14 protein-coding genes and 1 riboswitch are annotated in these 17102 nt (G+C 41.8%); of the genes, 3 read left to right on the forward strand and 11 right to left on the reverse strand.

Going from position 1 to position 17102, the window contains the following annotated elements:
• Positions 1-333 precede the first annotated feature (333 nt).
• Entirely contained in the window at positions 334-687 is a 354-nt protein-coding gene (gene acpS, locus LQ216_RS17235) for a holo-ACP synthase (RefSeq protein ID WP_230130671.1), read from the reverse strand.
• Between the two features lie 109 nt (positions 688-796).
• Between acpS and LQ216_RS17240 the strand changes: the two genes are divergently transcribed.
• A complete protein-coding gene (locus LQ216_RS17240) occupies positions 797-1399 on the forward strand; it encodes a rhomboid family intramembrane serine protease (RefSeq protein ID WP_230130672.1) in 603 nt (200 codons plus the stop codon).
• A gap of 40 nt (positions 1400-1439) precedes the next feature.
• Here the strand turns inward: LQ216_RS17240 and LQ216_RS17245 are convergent, their stop codons facing one another.
• The 7 genes from LQ216_RS17245 to LQ216_RS17275 form a co-directional block, all read right to left on the reverse strand.
• Complete coding sequence (locus LQ216_RS17245; RefSeq protein WP_230130673.1) at positions 1440-2915, reverse strand: PH domain-containing protein; 1476 nt, start codon at positions 2913-2915, stop codon at positions 1440-1442.
• Entirely contained in the window at positions 2908-3381 is a 474-nt protein-coding gene (locus LQ216_RS17250; protein ID WP_230130674.1) for a PH domain-containing protein, read from the reverse strand. The genes LQ216_RS17245 and LQ216_RS17250 overlap by 8 nt, the downstream gene beginning before the upstream one ends.
• A 149-nt stretch (positions 3382-3530) precedes the next feature.
• Positions 3531-5021: a DEAD/DEAH box helicase gene (locus LQ216_RS17255; RefSeq protein ID WP_230130675.1), complete on the reverse strand. Its 1491-nt coding sequence runs from the start codon at positions 5019-5021 to the stop codon at positions 3531-3533.
• A gap of 668 nt (positions 5022-5689) precedes the next feature.
• Positions 5690-7072: a UDP-N-acetylmuramoyl-tripeptide--D-alanyl-D-alanine ligase gene (gene murF, locus LQ216_RS17260; protein WP_230130676.1), complete on the reverse strand. Its 1383-nt coding sequence runs from the start codon at positions 7070-7072 to the stop codon at positions 5690-5692.
• 99 nt (positions 7073-7171) lie between these two features.
• Positions 7172-8254, reverse strand: coding sequence for a D-alanine--D-alanine ligase (locus tag LQ216_RS17265; protein WP_230130677.1), 1083 nt, complete (start codon positions 8252-8254; stop codon positions 7172-7174).
• Positions 8255-8839: 585 nt separating this feature from the next.
• On the reverse strand, positions 8840-9601 hold the full coding sequence (locus LQ216_RS17270) for a hypothetical protein (RefSeq protein ID WP_230130678.1): 762 nt from the start codon (positions 9599-9601) through the stop codon (positions 8840-8842).
• A 146-nt stretch (positions 9602-9747) separates the two neighbouring features.
• Positions 9748-10074 carry a four-helix bundle copper-binding protein gene (locus LQ216_RS17275; RefSeq protein WP_230130679.1) on the reverse strand — a complete coding sequence of 109 codons (327 nt, stop codon included), beginning with the start codon at positions 10072-10074 and terminating at the stop codon, positions 9748-9750.
• A gap of 131 nt (positions 10075-10205) precedes the next feature.
• On the opposite strand from LQ216_RS17275, the gene LQ216_RS17280 reads away from it, so the two are divergent.
• Positions 10206-10820 carry a histidine phosphatase family protein gene (locus LQ216_RS17280; protein WP_230130680.1) on the forward strand — a complete coding sequence of 205 codons (615 nt, stop codon included), beginning with the start codon at positions 10206-10208 and terminating at the stop codon, positions 10818-10820.
• A 171-nt stretch (positions 10821-10991) separates the two neighbouring features.
• Here LQ216_RS17280 and LQ216_RS17285 read toward each other — a convergent pair whose 3' ends face one another.
• Positions 10992-12083 (reverse strand): citrate synthase/methylcitrate synthase, encoded by a 1092-nt coding sequence (locus tag LQ216_RS17285; RefSeq protein ID WP_230130681.1) that lies wholly within the window; start codon positions 12081-12083, stop codon positions 10992-10994.
• A 107-nt stretch (positions 12084-12190) separates the two neighbouring features.
• Between LQ216_RS17285 and LQ216_RS17290 the strand changes: the two genes are divergently transcribed.
• Entirely contained in the window at positions 12191-13072 is an 882-nt protein-coding gene (locus tag LQ216_RS17290) for a LysR family transcriptional regulator (protein ID WP_230130682.1), read from the forward strand.
• Between the two features lie 1155 nt (positions 13073-14227).
• Here LQ216_RS17290 and LQ216_RS17295 read toward each other — a convergent pair.
• Both LQ216_RS17295 and LQ216_RS17300 read right to left on the reverse strand, forming a co-directional pair.
• On the reverse strand, positions 14228-15490 hold the full coding sequence (locus LQ216_RS17295; RefSeq protein WP_230130683.1) for a cation:dicarboxylase symporter family transporter: 1263 nt from the start codon (positions 15488-15490) through the stop codon (positions 14228-14230).
• 128 nt (positions 15491-15618) lie between these two features.
• Positions 15619-15768: riboswitch (cyclic di-AMP (ydaO/yuaA leader) on the reverse strand.
• A 122-nt stretch (positions 15769-15890) separates the two neighbouring features.
• Positions 15891-17102 carry an efflux RND transporter periplasmic adaptor subunit gene (locus LQ216_RS17300; protein WP_230130684.1) on the reverse strand — a complete coding sequence of 404 codons (1212 nt, stop codon included), beginning with the start codon at positions 17100-17102 and terminating at the stop codon, positions 15891-15893.

A 17102-nucleotide genomic window follows, 5' to 3' on the forward strand; every position in this document is an offset into this window, starting at 1 on the left:
TTTTAAACGTAAAAGGGAGAGGAAAAGGCAGGATCAAGACATTGAGGTTGATACGAATCTCGCTTAGATGCTTATTCGGCGCCGTTCACGAGAGCCTTTTCCTGCAATGAATCTTTTACCGGGCCTTGTCTCCCTATAGCAATATGAGTATATGAGACAACCCTTTTGATTATGAATAGAAAAGCAGAAGCGCCCTGTAAATAAAGAAGAACGACTAAGATCGCCACATCGTTATGTCTTCGTCGTTCTGACTCACGTCGTGTTGGCCTCAAAGAAAAAACACCAGTATAAAACTGATGTTAAACAAGGCTTTCGAGTTATTTAATTTTCTACTCAAGCTTCTTCAATGACCACCTGTGCAACGGCATATTCCCGGCTATGAGTAATGGAAAGGTGTACCCCTTCTGAAAACGGCTTTTGAATAAACGGTTTGCCATTTTGATCTGTTGTAATTTCAATATCCATAAATGAAATACTTTCTCCAATTCCAGTTCCGAAAGCTTTGGAGAAAGCTTCTTTCGCCGCAAAACGGCCGGCAAGAAACTCTGCTTTCCGCGGACCTTTTAGCCCTTTATATAGCTTTGCTTCCCGCTCCGTTAAGATTCTTTCCGCAAACCTCGGCTGCCGTCCTAGGATCGCCTGTATCCTTGATAATTCAGTAATATCTATTCCAATCCCTTTAATCATCGCTACCTTCCTTCTATTTATTTATTTCTCGCATATAAGTACTGTACAAGTCTTTCTATCATGGGGCCCCGGGGGGGCCCTACCAGTAAAAAGAAAAGGATGATCATATATGTTTACAAGAACGGAAAGCTTTCAACAATTCGTTAAGCTTTATCCGGCAGTCAGCACCCTGCTCATGCTAAATATCATATTGTTCCTTCTTAGTTTGCTCCCTGTTTTTCCTAATAAGATGATTTTCGAGCTAGGGTCCGGATATAACCGCGCTATCGCTGACGGAGAATGGTGGAGATTAATAACCTCGATATTTTTGCATCGTTCATTCAGCCATTTATTACTCAACTGCTTTTCAATGGTCATTTTAGCTCCCACTTTAGAGAGAATGCTCGGCCGTATAAGCTTCTTCATCTTTTTCATGGCGGTAGGTACTGCGGCAAACCTGGCCACCTATATCATAAACCCTTTATCTTTCAGCCATATCGGAGCCAGCAACGCGATACTTGGTGTGTTGGGCTTTTATTTATATATGGCGTTGTTTCATAAAAAAAGGCTGTCCAGACAAAATACAGTTACCGTTTATGCGTTGACCGCTCTTTCGGTTATTATGACATTTATGCAGCCAGAAATAAATCATGTCGGACACCTCAGCGGATTGGCCGCCGGGATTGTATTCGCGTCTTTTTTTCAAAAGAAAATCAGCCATTTCTGGTTTTAAGTGACGTCTGCCGGGATACTACTTCGTGAGGTCCCGCAGGCTAGTTTCTTCTCTCTAGAAACCATTCCTTGATTGTTTCTGAATCCGCTGCTTCGAGATCAACTACCTTTCCTACTCGCGGTCCTACCCCTGATTTGACGACTGCCGAAATAGAAGCAAGCTTTCCCCTCTTTTGGAAGGGGCTGGTCTCAGAATAAACAGCTTGGATTCTATTTCTTTGAAAAATATACGTTTGCTTAGATAGGATGCGGAATCTCAGCTGCAGCTGATTGCTGGAAATATTCCAGCCAGCGCCCCGATAGCATAAATAAGCCCAGAAAGCACCAAGCGGCAAAAGAAGAAGTGATAAAAAGCCCCATGGTCTCAAGAAAATCGAACATAAAGCCGCAATCGGAATTATGATTAGCGATATCCTGAATAAATACCTTTTAAAAGAACGTTTTGGAAGAGGGTTGATTTGAACATGTATTTGATATTCAGGAATGAATGTCTGGATCAAGTTCTCGATTTTTTCTTTTTTAATCAATGGAAATAACATGACATTGGAACTTTCCTTATCAAGGATAGAGCCGCCAGCATACTCAACATACACGCTTGCATAGCCGAGCGGCTGCCGGATTAAATTTTCGGCAATCCGAATCGCCTGAATTTTCTCGAGCGGAATTGTCAGTTGTCTTCTCTCCAGTAATCCTCTTGAAATAATGACTTTATCCTCATGCTTCTTCACAGTAAAGAAAGCATATTTAAGGACGATCCTTGCCGTGGCAATCACATAAGCAAACATCAATCCAAAAAAGACAAGAATAGCGATGAAGGAAATGCTCCCTTTAACAACCTGTTCAAAGCCGTTGAAAAGGCGTGAATAGGGGATAATTTCATCGAATTGCCCGAAAAAGGCAATCGCCCCTGAAAAAACCACCCCTACACCGCCAGATGTCGCGGCCATGATAAACAATTCCTTAAATGACTGCTGAAAAACGCCCTGTACCTGTACGTTTTCCTCTAACCCCTGATACTCCGCATCTTGAGCTTCACTCTCGTCTTTTAAAGAAATCTTGCCTTTCTTCTTCAGTTCATGAAAAATGTCATTGATTCTTTCTGCCTCGTCTTTTGAAATGGCCGATAAAGTAGCATCAGCAAGATCGGCGCTCGACCCTGCCGTTTCAACCTTCAGCTTCACGAGACCGAATAAACGCTGCAGAATGCCTTCTGTTTTATCTATACTATGAATTCGTTCAAAGCGAATATATCTTTTCTTTTTTATAAAAATCCCTGATTCTATCCGCAATTCACCTTCCTCTACCCGGTAGGTGAACCGCAGCCAATCCAGGATCCCATATCCGATGAAAAGAAGAATAAAAACCGGAATCGCGATCAACTCAAAGCTGGCCCACCAGCCCGATTCATCGCTCCCTCCGAATACAAAGAAGATGACTAATGGAATCAACGCCTCCTTGATCATTTTAATGGCACTCAACACCGCAGCTACAGGATGCAGTCTCTTTGGTTCAGACATCTTCTTCCTCCACGCTCGCCATTCTGGATATGTAAAAGCGAAGATCATCCGCTTCCTTTAAATCAAGGGCAGGGATTTCATGAATCGTAGCCGCAGTGGAAATTTCCATGGAAGCTAAATCGTATTTTCTTAACAGCGGACCTTGCCTTGTATCCACGTGCTGAACACGAACCATCGGAACGAGCGTCCTTTTGATAATAAACAATCCGCTCTGAATTTCAATTTCTGTTTCTCTGACATCATATCTCCACCTTTTCCATCTGATAAGCGGGAAAAGATAAACGGATAGATATGTTAGTAACAAGGTTACAAGAACTACCACTGCTGGTACCCACACCGGCCAATCAAATAAAAAAGTAAGGATGATAGCTGCTATTGTAATGACCCACCATACGATTGAATAAAATAAACCGGTAAGTCGCCAAACCTTTAATGCTTTTTCGGAAATTACTTTTTGAGGTGCCATGTATCGGTATCCTCTCTTTCACGATTTTTTTAACCCGTAAAAAGTATACTATATTTACTATTTCTGCACACTCGCTTCTTTCAGGAATGGCGACCAGCTGCTTGATCAAAAAAAGAGCCCCCTGATGCCAGGGAGCTCTTTTAGCCAACTTATTTATTAAACTGTTCTCGTTTTTGACCGAAACTGCGATTCCCGCCCGGTTTACGATTGTTATTTCGTTTATTCCCATAATCCTTGCGGCCGGATGATGGCCCTCTGCCATTGCGCGATCTGCTGTTAGAACTAGATCCGGATCCAGATCTATTGCGGTCGCGTCTCATCGGCGATGGTGATTCTTCTGTTAATTTTATAGGAGTCGTATCAGGCTCTTTTGTCAGTGATTTTAGAACTGCAGCTACTAAATCGGCAGCATTATGCTTTTGAAGAAGCTCTTCAGCTTGAGACAGATAAAGAGATAGATCTTCATTTTCAACAGTATTCAAAATCTTTTCTGTTACTGCTTTTTGCTGCCCTTCCAACGCTTCTGTTATCGTTGGAGTCTTCATGCGCTCCATGCGCTTCTTGGTTGTATGTTCAACAGCTTGTAGCTGTCCTCTTTCTCTTGGTGTTACAAATGTAATGGCCACGCCATGCTTTCCGGCTCTTCCTGTACGGCCAATACGGTGAACGTAGCTTTCAGGATCTTGAGGTATATCAAAGTTATAGACGTGTGTTACTCCAGAGATATCAAGTCCGCGTGCAGCAACGTCTGTAGCTACAAGGACATCAATGCTGCCTTCCTTGAATTTCTTCAATACAGACAAACGCTTCGCCTGGCTCAGGTCCCCATGAATCCCCTCGGCCATATAACCGCGGACATTCAATGCAGAAGAAAGTTCATCGACACGTCGTTTTGTTCGTCCAAAAACGATCGCAAGTTCCGGTGTCTGAATGTCAAAAAGGCGTGCCAATGATTCAAACTTCTCACCTTCTCTTAATTCAAGGTAGTATTGCTCAATATTAGATACCGTCATTTCCTTTGCTTTTACCTGTACAACTTCCGGGTCCTTCATAAACCTTTCGGCAATTTTGCGGATAGGTCCAGGCATGGTAGCTGAGAAAAGCAAGGTTTGTCTTTCTGCCGGAACTTCAGAAAGGATAGACTCGATATCCTCAATGAATCCCATATTCAGCATTTCATCCGCTTCATCAAGGATTACCGTAGAAACCCCTCCAAGACGGAGCGTCTTACGTTTGATATGATCTAATAAACGACCGGGAGTACCTACAATAATATGAGGATTTTTCTTTAATGCCCGGATTTGCCGGTCTATGTCTTGTCCACCGTAGACCGCTAAAACACGTGCGCGTTTTCCGTAACCAAGCTTGAAAAGTTCCTCCGAAACCTGAATGGCAAGTTCACGTGTTGGAGCGATAATGATTCCTTGAACGTTTTCGTCCTTTAAATCGATTTTTTCCATTAATGGAATACCGAAAGCGACTGTTTTCCCTGTCCCAGTTTGAGCCTGACCGATCAGGTCCTTGCCTTTGAGTCCTAACGGAATCGTTTGAGCCTGTATGGGAGTTGCTTCTTCAAATCCCATTTTTTCAATGGATTTCATGGTTGTTCTGTCTAATCCTAATTCGCTAAACAATGTCAATTTTTTCGTGCTCCTTTGTATTATAGAAATTTTTTTCTCTTAAGAAAAAGTTTTCTCATTATCACCTAAAAGAATGACTACAGTTTAAAAATTAATGAACTCAATGATGATTTACCAGAAAGAAAAACATAATGAACCAAGCCATAGCACGGAATTATCCCAAAATGGAAATCGTACACAAAAGGCTGTTCAATAGTATATGTAACCAAAATTGAACTCAAGTAAACGGAAATGTCAAAAGTAGTATTCGATAAATTAGTCGGTTTATTCAGGTGAGGGCTGCTGTGCCATAATTCCATATGCAATAAGAAAAGCTGAAGCTTTTCTTATACAAAACAGGCCCTTAAGCGTTGAGGGAGTTCGGAAGCGAGAAAATCACAATGATTTTAGACTTCCTATTTTAGCAATAAAAACCGCATGTCAGCAGCCTTTAATAAAAGTTCAAGACGCGTGGCCTATTTATATGAAAATATAAGTCCTTTTTATTAAAAGGAACTATATAAAGAAAGGTCTCTTTCAAAAGATATAAATTATGTTACCACTATAACGTGTCTAATGCAATAAAAGCACGGTACCATAATTATAAATTTATTCAACCGCATTATATTTGGAAGAAGAAAAGAAAGACCGGAAGGGGTCCCCTTGGGCCCCTCCCGGTTTTAAGTAGATTATATTTCTTTTTGCAAAGCGTGTACGACTTCTTCCAGCTTCATGCCCCGTGATGCCTTTACCAGAATAAGATCATTTGACTTTGTATACTTTTTCAATTCCTCAATTAGTTCGGTTTTATCTTGAAAAACAAGAATATTTTCAGAAGAAAACTTTTTGCTTGCGCCTGCCGCAATGGCTGCGCCCAAATCTCCGAATGTAAAAACTTTATTGATTTTATCCGGGTTGATCAGCTCGCCGATATCCTCATGAAAAGCTTTTTCCCGCGGTCCGAGTTCAAGCATATCACCAAGTACAAGATACTTTTTATCGTAGCCTGTTATGCCTTCTATTAATTCTATCGCGGCTTTCATCGAAGTCGGGCTCGCATTATAGGCATCATTGATGATCTTTTCTCCCCGCGATCCTTCAACCATTTCCATTCGCATGTTCGTAAGCTGGAAACTGCTGAGTCCTTTGCGGATGAATTCTTCCTCGACACCCAGTTCTTTAGCTGCGAGTATGGCAGAAAGCGCATTTAACACATTATGGGTTCCGAGTACCGGAATGGTATACTCCGTCTCACTACTCTTGAGGGTAAAGCTTGTATGGTCCTGACCCTGTTGAATCGTTAACGGATATAAATCGTTCATATCACTGCGCCCAAAGGAAAGAAGGCGCCTGTTAAATTGATCACCTTCCAGCCTGCTTTTCAATAACGGTTCATCTCCATGAAAGATAAGTGTCCCGTTACTTCTGAGTCCCGAGATAATTTCAAGCTTGGCACCCGCAATCTCTTCGCGAGAGCCAAGATCTAAAAGGTGTGCCTCTCCGATATTAGTAATAATAGCGACATCAGGACGGGCAAGCTTGGATAAAAATTCGATTTCTCCCCTGCTACTCATCCCCATCTCCAGGACAGCAACTTCCGTATCCTCTTTCATTGAAAGAATCGTCAAAGGCAAACCAATATGGTTGTTATAATTACCACTGGTTTTATGCACTTTATAAGTAGTTCCAAGCAAGGCAGCTGTCATATCCTTCACCGTCGTTTTTCCGTTACTCCCGGTAATTCCGACTACCTTTATCGTCAATTGTTGCCGATATTCGGCGGCTAAATTTTGTAAAGCCTGCAATGTATCTTTAACGATAATTAAAGGAACACCTGCGGGACGATTCGGGACATCTTCCTGCCAAAGAGAGACAGAAGCACCTTGTTGCATTGCCTTTTCAACGTATTGGTGTCCATTTACCTGTTCTCCATTTAACGGCACAAACAAATTCTGCGCGGAAATATTTCTTGAGTCGATAGATACGCCCCTGACATCAATATTCCCATGCTCTGATATATCATTTAACCCTCCGGCCATTTGATGGATTTGCTTTAAGGTTCTTGCGATCATTTTGATCCTCCTTGCATATGTATTTTGGGTTACCGGAAATAAATGAAAAGAAGCAGAAGCTGTCAGGCTGCTGCTTCTGCTCATCTTCAGTCCGTTCTTTTAAAAGGTATGTTTTATTTTTTGTTTTTCCTCGTGGCGTTCTTTTGCTAGGTTTACTAATCTTTCAATCAGCTGAGGATACTCTAAACCAGTGTGCTTCCACAACAACGGGAACATGCTGAAAGGAGTAAAACCGGGCATGGTGTTCACTTCATTAATATATGCCTTTCCATCCTTGGTCAAGAAGAAATCCGCACGGACAAGACCGGAACAATCTAGGGCTTTAAACGATTGCATAGCCATTTCCTTCAGCAATTGATATTCAGCTTCAGAAATTTCCGCCGGGATCACAAGGGCTGTATTGCCGTCTTGATATTTCGCCTTGTAATCGTAAAAATCTTTTTTTGGAATAATTTCCCCTGCCACCGAGCATTCCGGTTCATCGTTTCCAAGAACCCCAAGTTCTACTTCTCTGGCAACGATGCCCTCTTCAATAATTATTTTACGATCGAATTGGAACGCTTCTTCAAACGCTTTCTCTAATTCATTCCTGGTCGTACATTTGCTGATTCCTACACTTGACCCTAGATTAGCCGGTTTTACAAAACAAGGATATCCCAGTTCATCTTCCACTCTTTTATAGGCTGCATCACGATCCTTCTCCCAATCGGAGCGGATAAACCAATTGTATTTCACCTGGGAAAGTCCCGCTTGCGCAAAAATATTTTTCATGATTACTTTATCCATCCCAGCGGAAGAAGCAAGAACTCCATTCCCGATATAGGGGAGATTCAGCAGCTCAAGCATGCCCTGCACCGTTCCATCTTCCCCATTTGGTCCGTGAAGGAGCGGAAAAATGACATCAAAGCCGCCGTTATGGTTGCCATTTTCGGCAGACACGGAAGCGTTTGATAAAACGAGCGGCGCCATAGACGATTCTCCGGAAAAAGCAAGTTCCTTGACGCTTTCTACTGGTCCGGTTAGCTGTAGGCCCTTTACCCATTCGCCCTCTTCAGTTATGTAAATCGGATGTATAGCAAATTTTTCTAAATCAAGCGCTTTAATGACTGCCATAGCGGTTTGCATGGAAACATGATGCTCCGCTGATTTTCCGCCATACAGTAAACCAAGTTTCGTTTTCATGTAATTACCCTCCCAATACTCTTAACCGTTTCTTATTGTAACATTTTCCGGGCTAAACGAGAAAAGTTTCTATTGCCTTATTTTAATTGAATTTCCGGGATTATCCTTATTATTTTATTATTGGTTCTTCACCAAAAGAAGTGGTTTAAGCTTTGGATTATCCGTTGATTTCCGCTCCAGGCGCTCGCTTTCCTCGGGCAGTCCGGGAGCCTCCTCGGCAAAGGGCACGCCTCCGGAACTTACACAGGATGTGTTGGCGTCGACGTAAGACATAAGGACGTGGCAGATCTTAGTCGACGTTCCGTTAACTGGCCTGCTTTTCCCTCAGGACGTTGAATCATCATCCATGAATAGGCACCGCACTAGAAAATGCGTATGCATTTTCGAGGAGTCTCGCATATCCTCGCCAATCAACTTTGTTGCAAAATTAACTGAGATATTACGTTAATCAATATTAAACCACCAGTTATGGTGAAGAGCCTTACTATTTTTACTTCTATCTTATGTGAAAGACGGCAAGGACTAAACCCGAATACATTACGAAAAACCCCGGCTCCTGAAAATTCCGGGGTTAAATGCTCTTTTTTAACTTTTTAACGTTACCGACCATTCTTTTGTTTTATGCTGAAGAACGATTAGGGCATTCGGGCTCTGATGTTTGATTTCATCATAGCCATCCGCCATATCATCCATGTTTACATAATCACCAACAACCCAAGCCGGGATTTCGATCCTGTTCCTGGCTTGCTGGGCTTGATTAAAGGAAAATACAAGGCCCTCTGCCATTAAAGGAATGAGTTGATGAAAAACCTCGGCAGGCACCGGAGGATATTCGCTGCTCTTCCTCCTGCCGAGCCACGTCCTTTTCATGCGCAGTGATTCCATTTTAATTGGAAGCAAATGACCCAGCATCTTGAAATACGTCTCAAGGGATCGGTAGTAAACTTTATTAAACCAGCCGTCATCATGCGCCAGATATACAAATTCATTGTTTAGCCTGCGATAAAAAGGCGGCCTGAGATGGTTCTTGCAATGCCCTAAAAATAATAATTCAGCGATTTCAGTACTATCTAAATCATCAAGGCCTCTTTCTTCTTCAAAATCAATCCAGCAGAAATCCCCGTACTCCTTGACATCTTCTTTCAGAAGGTCCCTGACATTTTCCTGGTTCACATATTCCATCAGGGTATTTCTATTGAACTCACCATCATCGAACTTATGCTTTAAAAGTAAAAGATTCGATAGTGGAGCCTGAAGACAGTAGGCAAATTCGCGGAAGTTCATTCCGGACGAAATCACGAATCGTTCAGAGTCTTGTATATGCATATAAAGAATATCCTTTTTCATTACACCCGTTCCCTCCGAATTACGTTTGGTGATTTCATCTACGAATTTGTATAGTCCATCTATATCTATTAATTATCTTACCAAAAAAAGCGAAAGTTTGTGTTCACTTACGCTTTTTCAGATATCCCTTGCATCGCATTCCTTACTTATGCCGCCATCTTTCTGCATGCCTCCGCACATCTAAAGCAAGCTTCCGCACATTTTTGGCAGTGCTCGTGATCATGCTTTTTACACTCATTGCCGCATGCCTCACAGATATCCGCACAAAACTTACAAATTTGTTTAACAAAAGGACTTTCGGTTTGCATGGCCCGAACAGCAAGCATACAAATGTCAGCACATTCCCGGTCCATTCTAATACACTCGGCCATCATTTTAACGTCTTCTTCTTTTAAACAAGTGTCAAAACAATGGTTACAAGCCTCCAAACATTCTAAACAAGCTTGTATACATTCTTCATACGTTTGACTCATAATAATCGCCTCCTATTTTTTCTCATCTTAAGTTAATTCCCTTTATATCCCTTTTTAATCATCATTTCTCGTCTCCTGGAAAAAAGACTATAATATATTTAAAATCAACATTTAACGTAAGGAGAAGTGTTATGCTGACAATTTATTTAGTACGCCATGGGCAAACCGAGTGGAATCTTGAAGGACGATTGCAGGGGTGGGGAAACGGAGAATTGACAAAAGAAGGAATCAACGATGCTCTCGCACTTGGCCGCAGGCTAATAAATGTGCCTATCGACTTGATATACTCCAGCTCTAGCAAAAGAGCCTATCAAACGGCCGAGCTGATTACAGGCAGCCGCGACATCCCAATCATCCAGGATGATTCGTTACGGGAGATGGGCTTTGGTGACTGGGAAGGAAGAATTCGTACAGAAATAGAGAAAGAATATGAACAGGAATATAAGGCCTTCTGGGAAACGCCCCATCTTTATAACCGCAACAGCGGGGAATTATTCTCCCATGTGATAGACCGCGTGGTTTCGGCATTTAATGAAATTGTTGAGAAGCATCCATCGGGCACGGTCATGGTCGTGTCTCACTCTATCACCCTAAGAGTATTGAACGCGTATATAAAAAAACTGCCACTCGACAAGCTATTCACGCAAAAACCTAGCTTAGGCAATACCAGTTTAACCAAAATCGTTGTGAAAGACGGCCATCCGGAGATTATTTTTGAAGGGGATATGTCTCATAAAGTTTTATAGGGCGATAGCAAGCAATTTCATCAGGATTGTGCACCCGACTTAGGGGTTTCGTTTAAATGAACCCTAGTTTCGTTTAAATCATTATGTTTTTCGTTTGAATGATAGAAATTTTCGTTTAAATCAATCACGGTAAAACGAAGCTCCCGGTATCGCCAGGGAGCTTTGTTCAGATCATTCAACATAAAATGGACCAGTGTATACCGATTCTGGACGATAAATCGCGTTATCTAATGATTGTTCCAACACATGGGCCGTCCAACCTGCTGTCCGTGCGGCAGTAAATGTCGGTGTAAAAAGAGCCGCCTCCATATCTATTGCCTTCATAATCGCTGCTGCGTAAAATTCTACGTTCGTGTAGAGCTTTCTTCCCGGTTTGTATTCCTCTAGTAACGAAATCGCTTTTTCTTCTACTGAATTAGCAAGACTTAGCCAGTGTTCATCTCCACTTATTCCCCTCGTAATTTCCTGCAAAGCAGCTGCCCGCGGATCTCTTGTCTTATAAATACGGTGACCAAAGCCCATGATTTTCTCGTTTCTATCAAGCTTCTCCCTAATCCAGACTTCCGCGTTTTCTTCTTTCTGAATTTCATCGAGCATGTTTAGGACAGCGGTCGGCGCTCCTCCGTGCAGAGGTCCCTTCATCGCCCCAATCGCCGCGGTTACAGCAGAGACCATATCTGATTCGGTGGAAGCGGTCACTCTGGCAGCGAAAGTGGAGGCGTTCATGCCATGCTCAGCTGTTAATATCATATAAGCATCCATAGCTTTCTCTTGTGATTTAGTAGGTATTTCTCCGGTTAACATATAGAGATAATTGGCAGTATGCCCTAAATCCATCATTGGTTCAATCGGAGACAAGCCCTTGTTTATTCTATATCGAGAAGCAATTAATACCGGCATGATCGCAGTCAGACGAATTGCCTGATCAATGGAAGGTTTCCAATTATATTCCTTTGTTCCAATCGCAGAAATACAAGTGCGCAATACGTCCATGATCTCCATATTTTCAGGTAAAAGATACAACATTTCTACCAAGTACTCGGGCAACTCCCTAGCCAATGCCAGCTCTTCTTTAAAAGACAACAACTCTGCGTTATCCGGGAATTTTTCTTTCCATAACAGATACGCTACTTCTTCAAAGCTGTACGATAATGCAAGCCGGCTTGCTTCATGTCCTCGATAGATGAGTATTCCTTTATCACCGTCAATGAAACTGATGGATGTTTCAGCTGCCGGAATACCTTTCAGGCCTTTTATAACCATAAATTCCCTCCTCATCTTATTAGGCTCATTATACGTGTTATAATCAATAATAAATATTAAATAAATAGCATGATATCGATTAATGAATTTAATCAGGAGGAGACGCTATGGAGCTAAAATGGTTGAAAACCTTTGTAACAGCAGCTACCTATGAAAACTTCCGCCAGGCTGCTGAAAAGCTATTTATCTCACAGCCATCTGTTACGGTGCATATCAAGCTACTCGAAGGCTATCTGGGAAGCAAGCTTTTTGAAAGAAGTGGCCGGAAAGTGGTTTTAACTGAAGAAGGCAGACGCTTTTTGCCGCATGCACGCAAACTTCTTGCCATACATAGTGAAGGAATGAAAGATTTCGAGAATTTCAGGCAAGGATTTTCACGAAAGCTTACCATTGCGATCTCACCTTTAATCGCCGCTTCCATCATGCCGTTCATATTAAGAAAATATATGAGCATTCATCCCGACATCTCCATTGACATACAGGTGCTTGAATCAAAAGATATTCCAGCCGCTATTCTTTCCGGTGAAGCAGACTTGGGCCTATCGAGAATGAACGCCATACACACTGATCTTACATGCTTGCCTTTATATGAAGATCCTGTTATTTTAGTGGCGCCTCATGACGGCTGGGACAGTGAGAACAGCCCGCCCATTGAAATGGAAGAGCTGTTTGCCTCCTACAGAATCATGTCCCATAACCATCCAGAATATTGGGATGATTTATTGCAGACGATCAAAAAAAATCACCCGGCCATTCGCACAATGGTTGTTAGCCAGGTCCATGTAACTAAAAAGTTTATTGAAGAAGGACTGGGAATCTCGTTCCTGCCAATCTCAACGGTCAGAAGGGAGCTTATGGAAGGAAGACTTCTCGAAGTCAGGATAGATTCAATCCCTCTACCAATATCGCACAGTTATTTTGTGACCAAATATCAGCATTCAGAAGGAAGAGATTTCTTTGAATTCCTAAAACGTTTTAATTTCACATGATTTTTTCTAAAGAAAACCCGTCGAATCAAAATTTTAGCTACAAAATCCAGCCTGGCTACAAAAACGGATTTCCGGCTACAAAAGTCTATGTTCCAGCTACAAAATAATGCAAATCGGCTACAAAATCAATATTTTAGCTACAAAAATCCAACCTGGCTACAAAAACGAATTTCCGGCTACAAAAGTCTGTGTTCCAGCTACAAAATGATGCAAATCGGCTACAAAATAAAAATTTTAGCTACAAAAATCCAGCCTGGCTACAAAAACGAATTTCCGGCTACAAAAGTCTGTGTTCCAGCTACAAAATGATGCAAATCGACTACAAAATCAAAATTTTAGCTACAAAAATCCAGCCTGGCTACAAAAACGGATTTCCGGCTACAAAAGTCTGTGTTCCAGCTACAAAATAATGCAAATCGGCTACAAAGTTAAAATTTTAGCTACAAAAATCCAGCCTGGCTACAAAAACGAATTTCCGGCTACAAAAGTCTGTGTTCCAGCTACAAAATGATGCAAATCGATTACAAAATCAATTTTAACTACAAAATTCCAGCCTGGCTACAAAAACGGATTTCCGGCTACAAAAGTCTGTGTTCCAGCTACAAAATGATGCAAATCGGCTACAAAATCAAAATTTTAGCTACAAAAATCCAACGTGGCTACAAAAACGGATTTCCGGCTACAAAAGTCTGTGTTCCAGCTACAAAATGATGCAAATCGGCTACAAAATCAAAATTTTAGCTACAAAAATCCAACGTGGCTACAAAAACGAATTTCCGGCTACATAAGTCTGTGTTCCAGCTACAAAACAATGCAAATCGGCTACAAAATCAAAATTTTAGCTACAAAAATCCAACGTGGCTACAAAAACGAATTTCCGGCTACAACAGTCTGTGTTCCAGCTACAAAATGATGCAAATCGGCTACAAAATCAAAATTTTAGCTACAAAAATCCAGCCTGGCTACAAAAACGAATTTCCGGCTAACATCAACTAAAATCGACCAAGTCCTTTGGCAAGAGTAACTCTAATAAAATCTGAGTTTGGATAATAAATCCCGAGTCTGGGTAATAAACTCCAAGTGTTTGGACATTTTATACAATTATACTTTCTGCATAACAAAAACCAGAGCGATTTATTCGCTCTGGTCTTTGGTTTAATTTACGTTTAATATCTCTGTGGTCTGCGGCTTAGGATCACGTTGGAATTTGCCTTCCCATTTGGCGATGACAATCGCGGCAAGTGAGTTTCCAACTACGTTTACCGCTGTTCGTGCCATATCGAGAATACGGTCAATACCAGCGATAAATGCAAGGCCTTCCACCGGAATCCCCACTGTTCCAAGCGTTGCCAGAAGAACAACGAATGACACTCCCGGAACACCGGCAATTCCTTTAGACGTCACCATTAATACAAGCATCAACGAAACCTGGTCGGCTATGCTCATCTCAATGCCGTACATTTGAGCGATAAAAACAGCGGCCAATGCCTGGTAAAGCGTCGAACCGTCCAGGTTAAACGAATACCCCGTCGGGATGACGAATGAAGCGATATGCTTCGGAACGCCAAGCTTCTCCACCTTCTCCATAATCTTTGGAAGCACCGTTTCGGAGCTTGCAGTCGAATAAGCTAAAATCAGTTCTTCTTTTAACGTCTTAATCAGTGTGAAAATGTTGAATCCGACTAATTTCGCAACTGACCCTAACACAACAATAATAAAGAATAGCATCGTCCCATAAACCGAGAATATCAGTTTACCAAGCGGGATTAACGATTCAATCCCAAATTTCGAAACCGTAACACCGATTAGGGCGAAAACGCCGAATGGTGCGAATTTCATAATCTGATTGGTCACATAAAACATGGCGTCCGCGGTTCCCTGGAAGAAGGCAAGCACCGGTCTCCCTTTCTCCCCAATTGCTGAAATACCTAATCCAAACACTAAAGCAAAGAAGATAATCGCAAGCATATCACCTTCTGCGATAGCTGCAATAGGGTTCGTTGGAACAATGTTAACAAACGTATCAACCATCGAGTGGCTCTCCTGGGTTTCAGCAGTATTCACATAGCTGCCAATGTCCGTCTTATTCAGCTTGTCCATTTCAATGCCTGCTCCGGGCTGGAACAGGTTGGCAGCTGCCAAACCGACGACAATCGCAATCGTCGTGATAATTTCAAAATATAAAATCGTTTTACCGCCTATTTTTCCTAATTGCTTAATATCACCGACACCAGCAACCGCAACGATGATACTGGAAATAACGATCGGTACCACGATCATTTTAATTAAGTTAAGAAAAATATCGCCAATGGGCTGTAAATAATTTGCTACTTGCGGGCTGCCAAAAAAGATCGCCCCCACAGCAATCCCCAGCACAAGGCCAATAAAAATCTGCCATGCTAATCCTATTTTCTTCATCTAGATCCTCACCTTCTGTAAAATTCTATGCTGCAAAAGCATTTTGTCTCGGTAAGGGAAACAAGTTAGATGTATTTCTTGCACGTAAAGACACAGGCATGCCTTTTGTGCGTGACCATTCCTACCTACTGTTCCCTATAAAGACGCTGACGAGGTTAGCTGTCGGGTTAGGACCAGGAAACACTTAGCCCTTTCAAAACTGAATTCACCCCTAGTGGAAACCTCTCCACAAAATTGGTTCCCCCGTTCTTTTGTTTAAGATTAAGCGAAAAAAATAACACAAAAAAGATATTATCCTAAAAAAGTAATTATGTAAATGGATTTACCCGTATGTAAATCTTAGAAAACCTATTTCTTCGAAAAAAAATCTCCGCGAACTTAGCTGTTCGAGGAGATTATATTATTTTTCCAATAACCCTATCAGAAGGTAGCGTACGATCTCTTTTTTCGGCAGCTTCTTCAGCGAGGATTTTTTAATTTCGCTCATATCCAGCGGCGTGATAAACAAAGAATGGTTTTGGAGTTTGTTATCCGGTTCAAGGATGACAACATCCTCTAATTTAACACCACTCTTTATTTCTTGCTTGCCATCAAAACTAAGGCCCTTAGCTATATTTTGTTTATTCACCTGTCCTTTTGAAGTTAATCGATAGACAAATGGCTTAGCCTTCCGCTGCTGTACTGCATGTTCAGGGACAGCGGGAACTCCTTTTGCTTCCGCCGTAATTACTGAGACACCTACCTTAGAACCGTTGACCAACTTGTCAGTCTCTTCTTCCATTACCGCGTTATATAAGTAGTAATTCTTCGTTTTCACAGTCGGCTCTTCTGTCGGATTGATATTGACTCTTTCAAGAGTCCCATCTATAGGCTTTTTCAGATCGGGAGAAGTTATTTGTATTTTCATGCCAGGTTCCGTTTTCTTCAATTGGTTTTCACTTAGGACTCCTTCAATCCACGGTTGTGATGACGCAATGGTAATGATGGGACCCTGTTCCTCACCGAGGTTCTGATCGACATGCTTTACAACGCCGTCGGTTTCACTTGCTATTGTCCCAGTACCGCCGTCCGTCATATTGTTAATCTTGGCATCATATGTTTTAATTTGTTCCTCTAACTTTTTTTTCTCTGATTCCTGTTCGTAAATTTCTTGCTCGAGTTCGCTTTCAAGCTCTTTATCCGTTTCATTTTTAGGACTTGCTTTCGGAATGGTTGCCTGGTAACTTTCCAATTTGCGGATATATTCATCAATACCGGCGATTTCTCCCTCAGTTTGACTCTTTTCAGCTTCCAAATCAGCTCTATCGGCATCAAGTTCCGGAGTGGTATATTCAAGCAGCGGAGTTCCTGCGGTTACGGTGTCACCTTCCCGGACAAGGAATTTTTGAAACTCTTTTTTCTCCCTCCCATAATACACAGGGTATTCTTCCCTTGGTTTAATAACCCCTTTCGTTTGAAAGGTTTCTGTAATGTTTTGCTTTTTAACCTCTGTCCATTCTTTTACAAAAACAGTCCGTTCAACCTTACTGTCGTCCTTGACAATTAAATAGACGTTCAAAGCGAAAAATAGAATCGCAGCCAAAATGGGTGCGTATAGCTTCCACTTTTTCAA

The sequence above is a fragment of the Bacillus sp. CECT 9360 genome, assembly GCF_918741275.1.
In the GTDB taxonomy this organism is placed as follows: domain Bacteria; phylum Bacillota; class Bacilli; order Bacillales; family DSM-1321; genus Peribacillus.

Bases quoted from the DNA above. Each gene is read 5' to 3' on its own strand.
- acpS (WP_230130671.1), bottom strand. From the start codon at position 687: ATGATTAAAGGGATTGGAATAGATATTACTGAATTATCAAGGATACAG.
- LQ216_RS17275 (WP_230130679.1), bottom strand. From the start codon at position 10,074: ATGAGTCAAACGTATGAAGAATGTATACAAGCTTGTTTAGAATGTTTG.
- LQ216_RS17240 (WP_230130672.1), top strand. From the start codon at position 797: ATGTTTACAAGAACGGAAAGCTTTCAACAATTCGTTAAGCTTTATCCG.
- LQ216_RS17280 (WP_230130680.1), top strand. From the start codon at position 10,206: ATGCTGACAATTTATTTAGTACGCCATGGGCAAACCGAGTGGAATCTT.
- LQ216_RS17265 (WP_230130677.1), bottom strand. From the start codon at position 8,254: ATGAAAACGAAACTTGGTTTACTGTATGGCGGAAAATCAGCGGAGCAT.
- LQ216_RS17295 (WP_230130683.1), bottom strand. From the start codon at position 15,490: ATGAAGAAAATAGGATTAGCATGGCAGATTTTTATTGGCCTTGTGCTG.
- LQ216_RS17270 (WP_230130678.1), bottom strand. From the start codon at position 9,601: ATGAAAAAGGATATTCTTTATATGCATATACAAGACTCTGAACGATTC.
- LQ216_RS17245 (WP_230130673.1), bottom strand. From the start codon at position 2,915: ATGTCTGAACCAAAGAGACTGCATCCTGTAGCTGCGGTGTTGAGTGCC.
- LQ216_RS17290 (WP_230130682.1), top strand. From the start codon at position 12,191: ATGGAGCTAAAATGGTTGAAAACCTTTGTAACAGCAGCTACCTATGAA.
- murF (WP_230130676.1), bottom strand. From the start codon at position 7,072: ATGATCGCAAGAACCTTAAAGCAAATCCATCAAATGGCCGGAGGGTTA.
- LQ216_RS17285 (WP_230130681.1), bottom strand. From the start codon at position 12,083: ATGGTTATAAAAGGCCTGAAAGGTATTCCGGCAGCTGAAACATCCATC.
- LQ216_RS17250 (WP_230130674.1), bottom strand. From the start codon at position 3,381: ATGGCACCTCAAAAAGTAATTTCCGAAAAAGCATTAAAGGTTTGGCGA.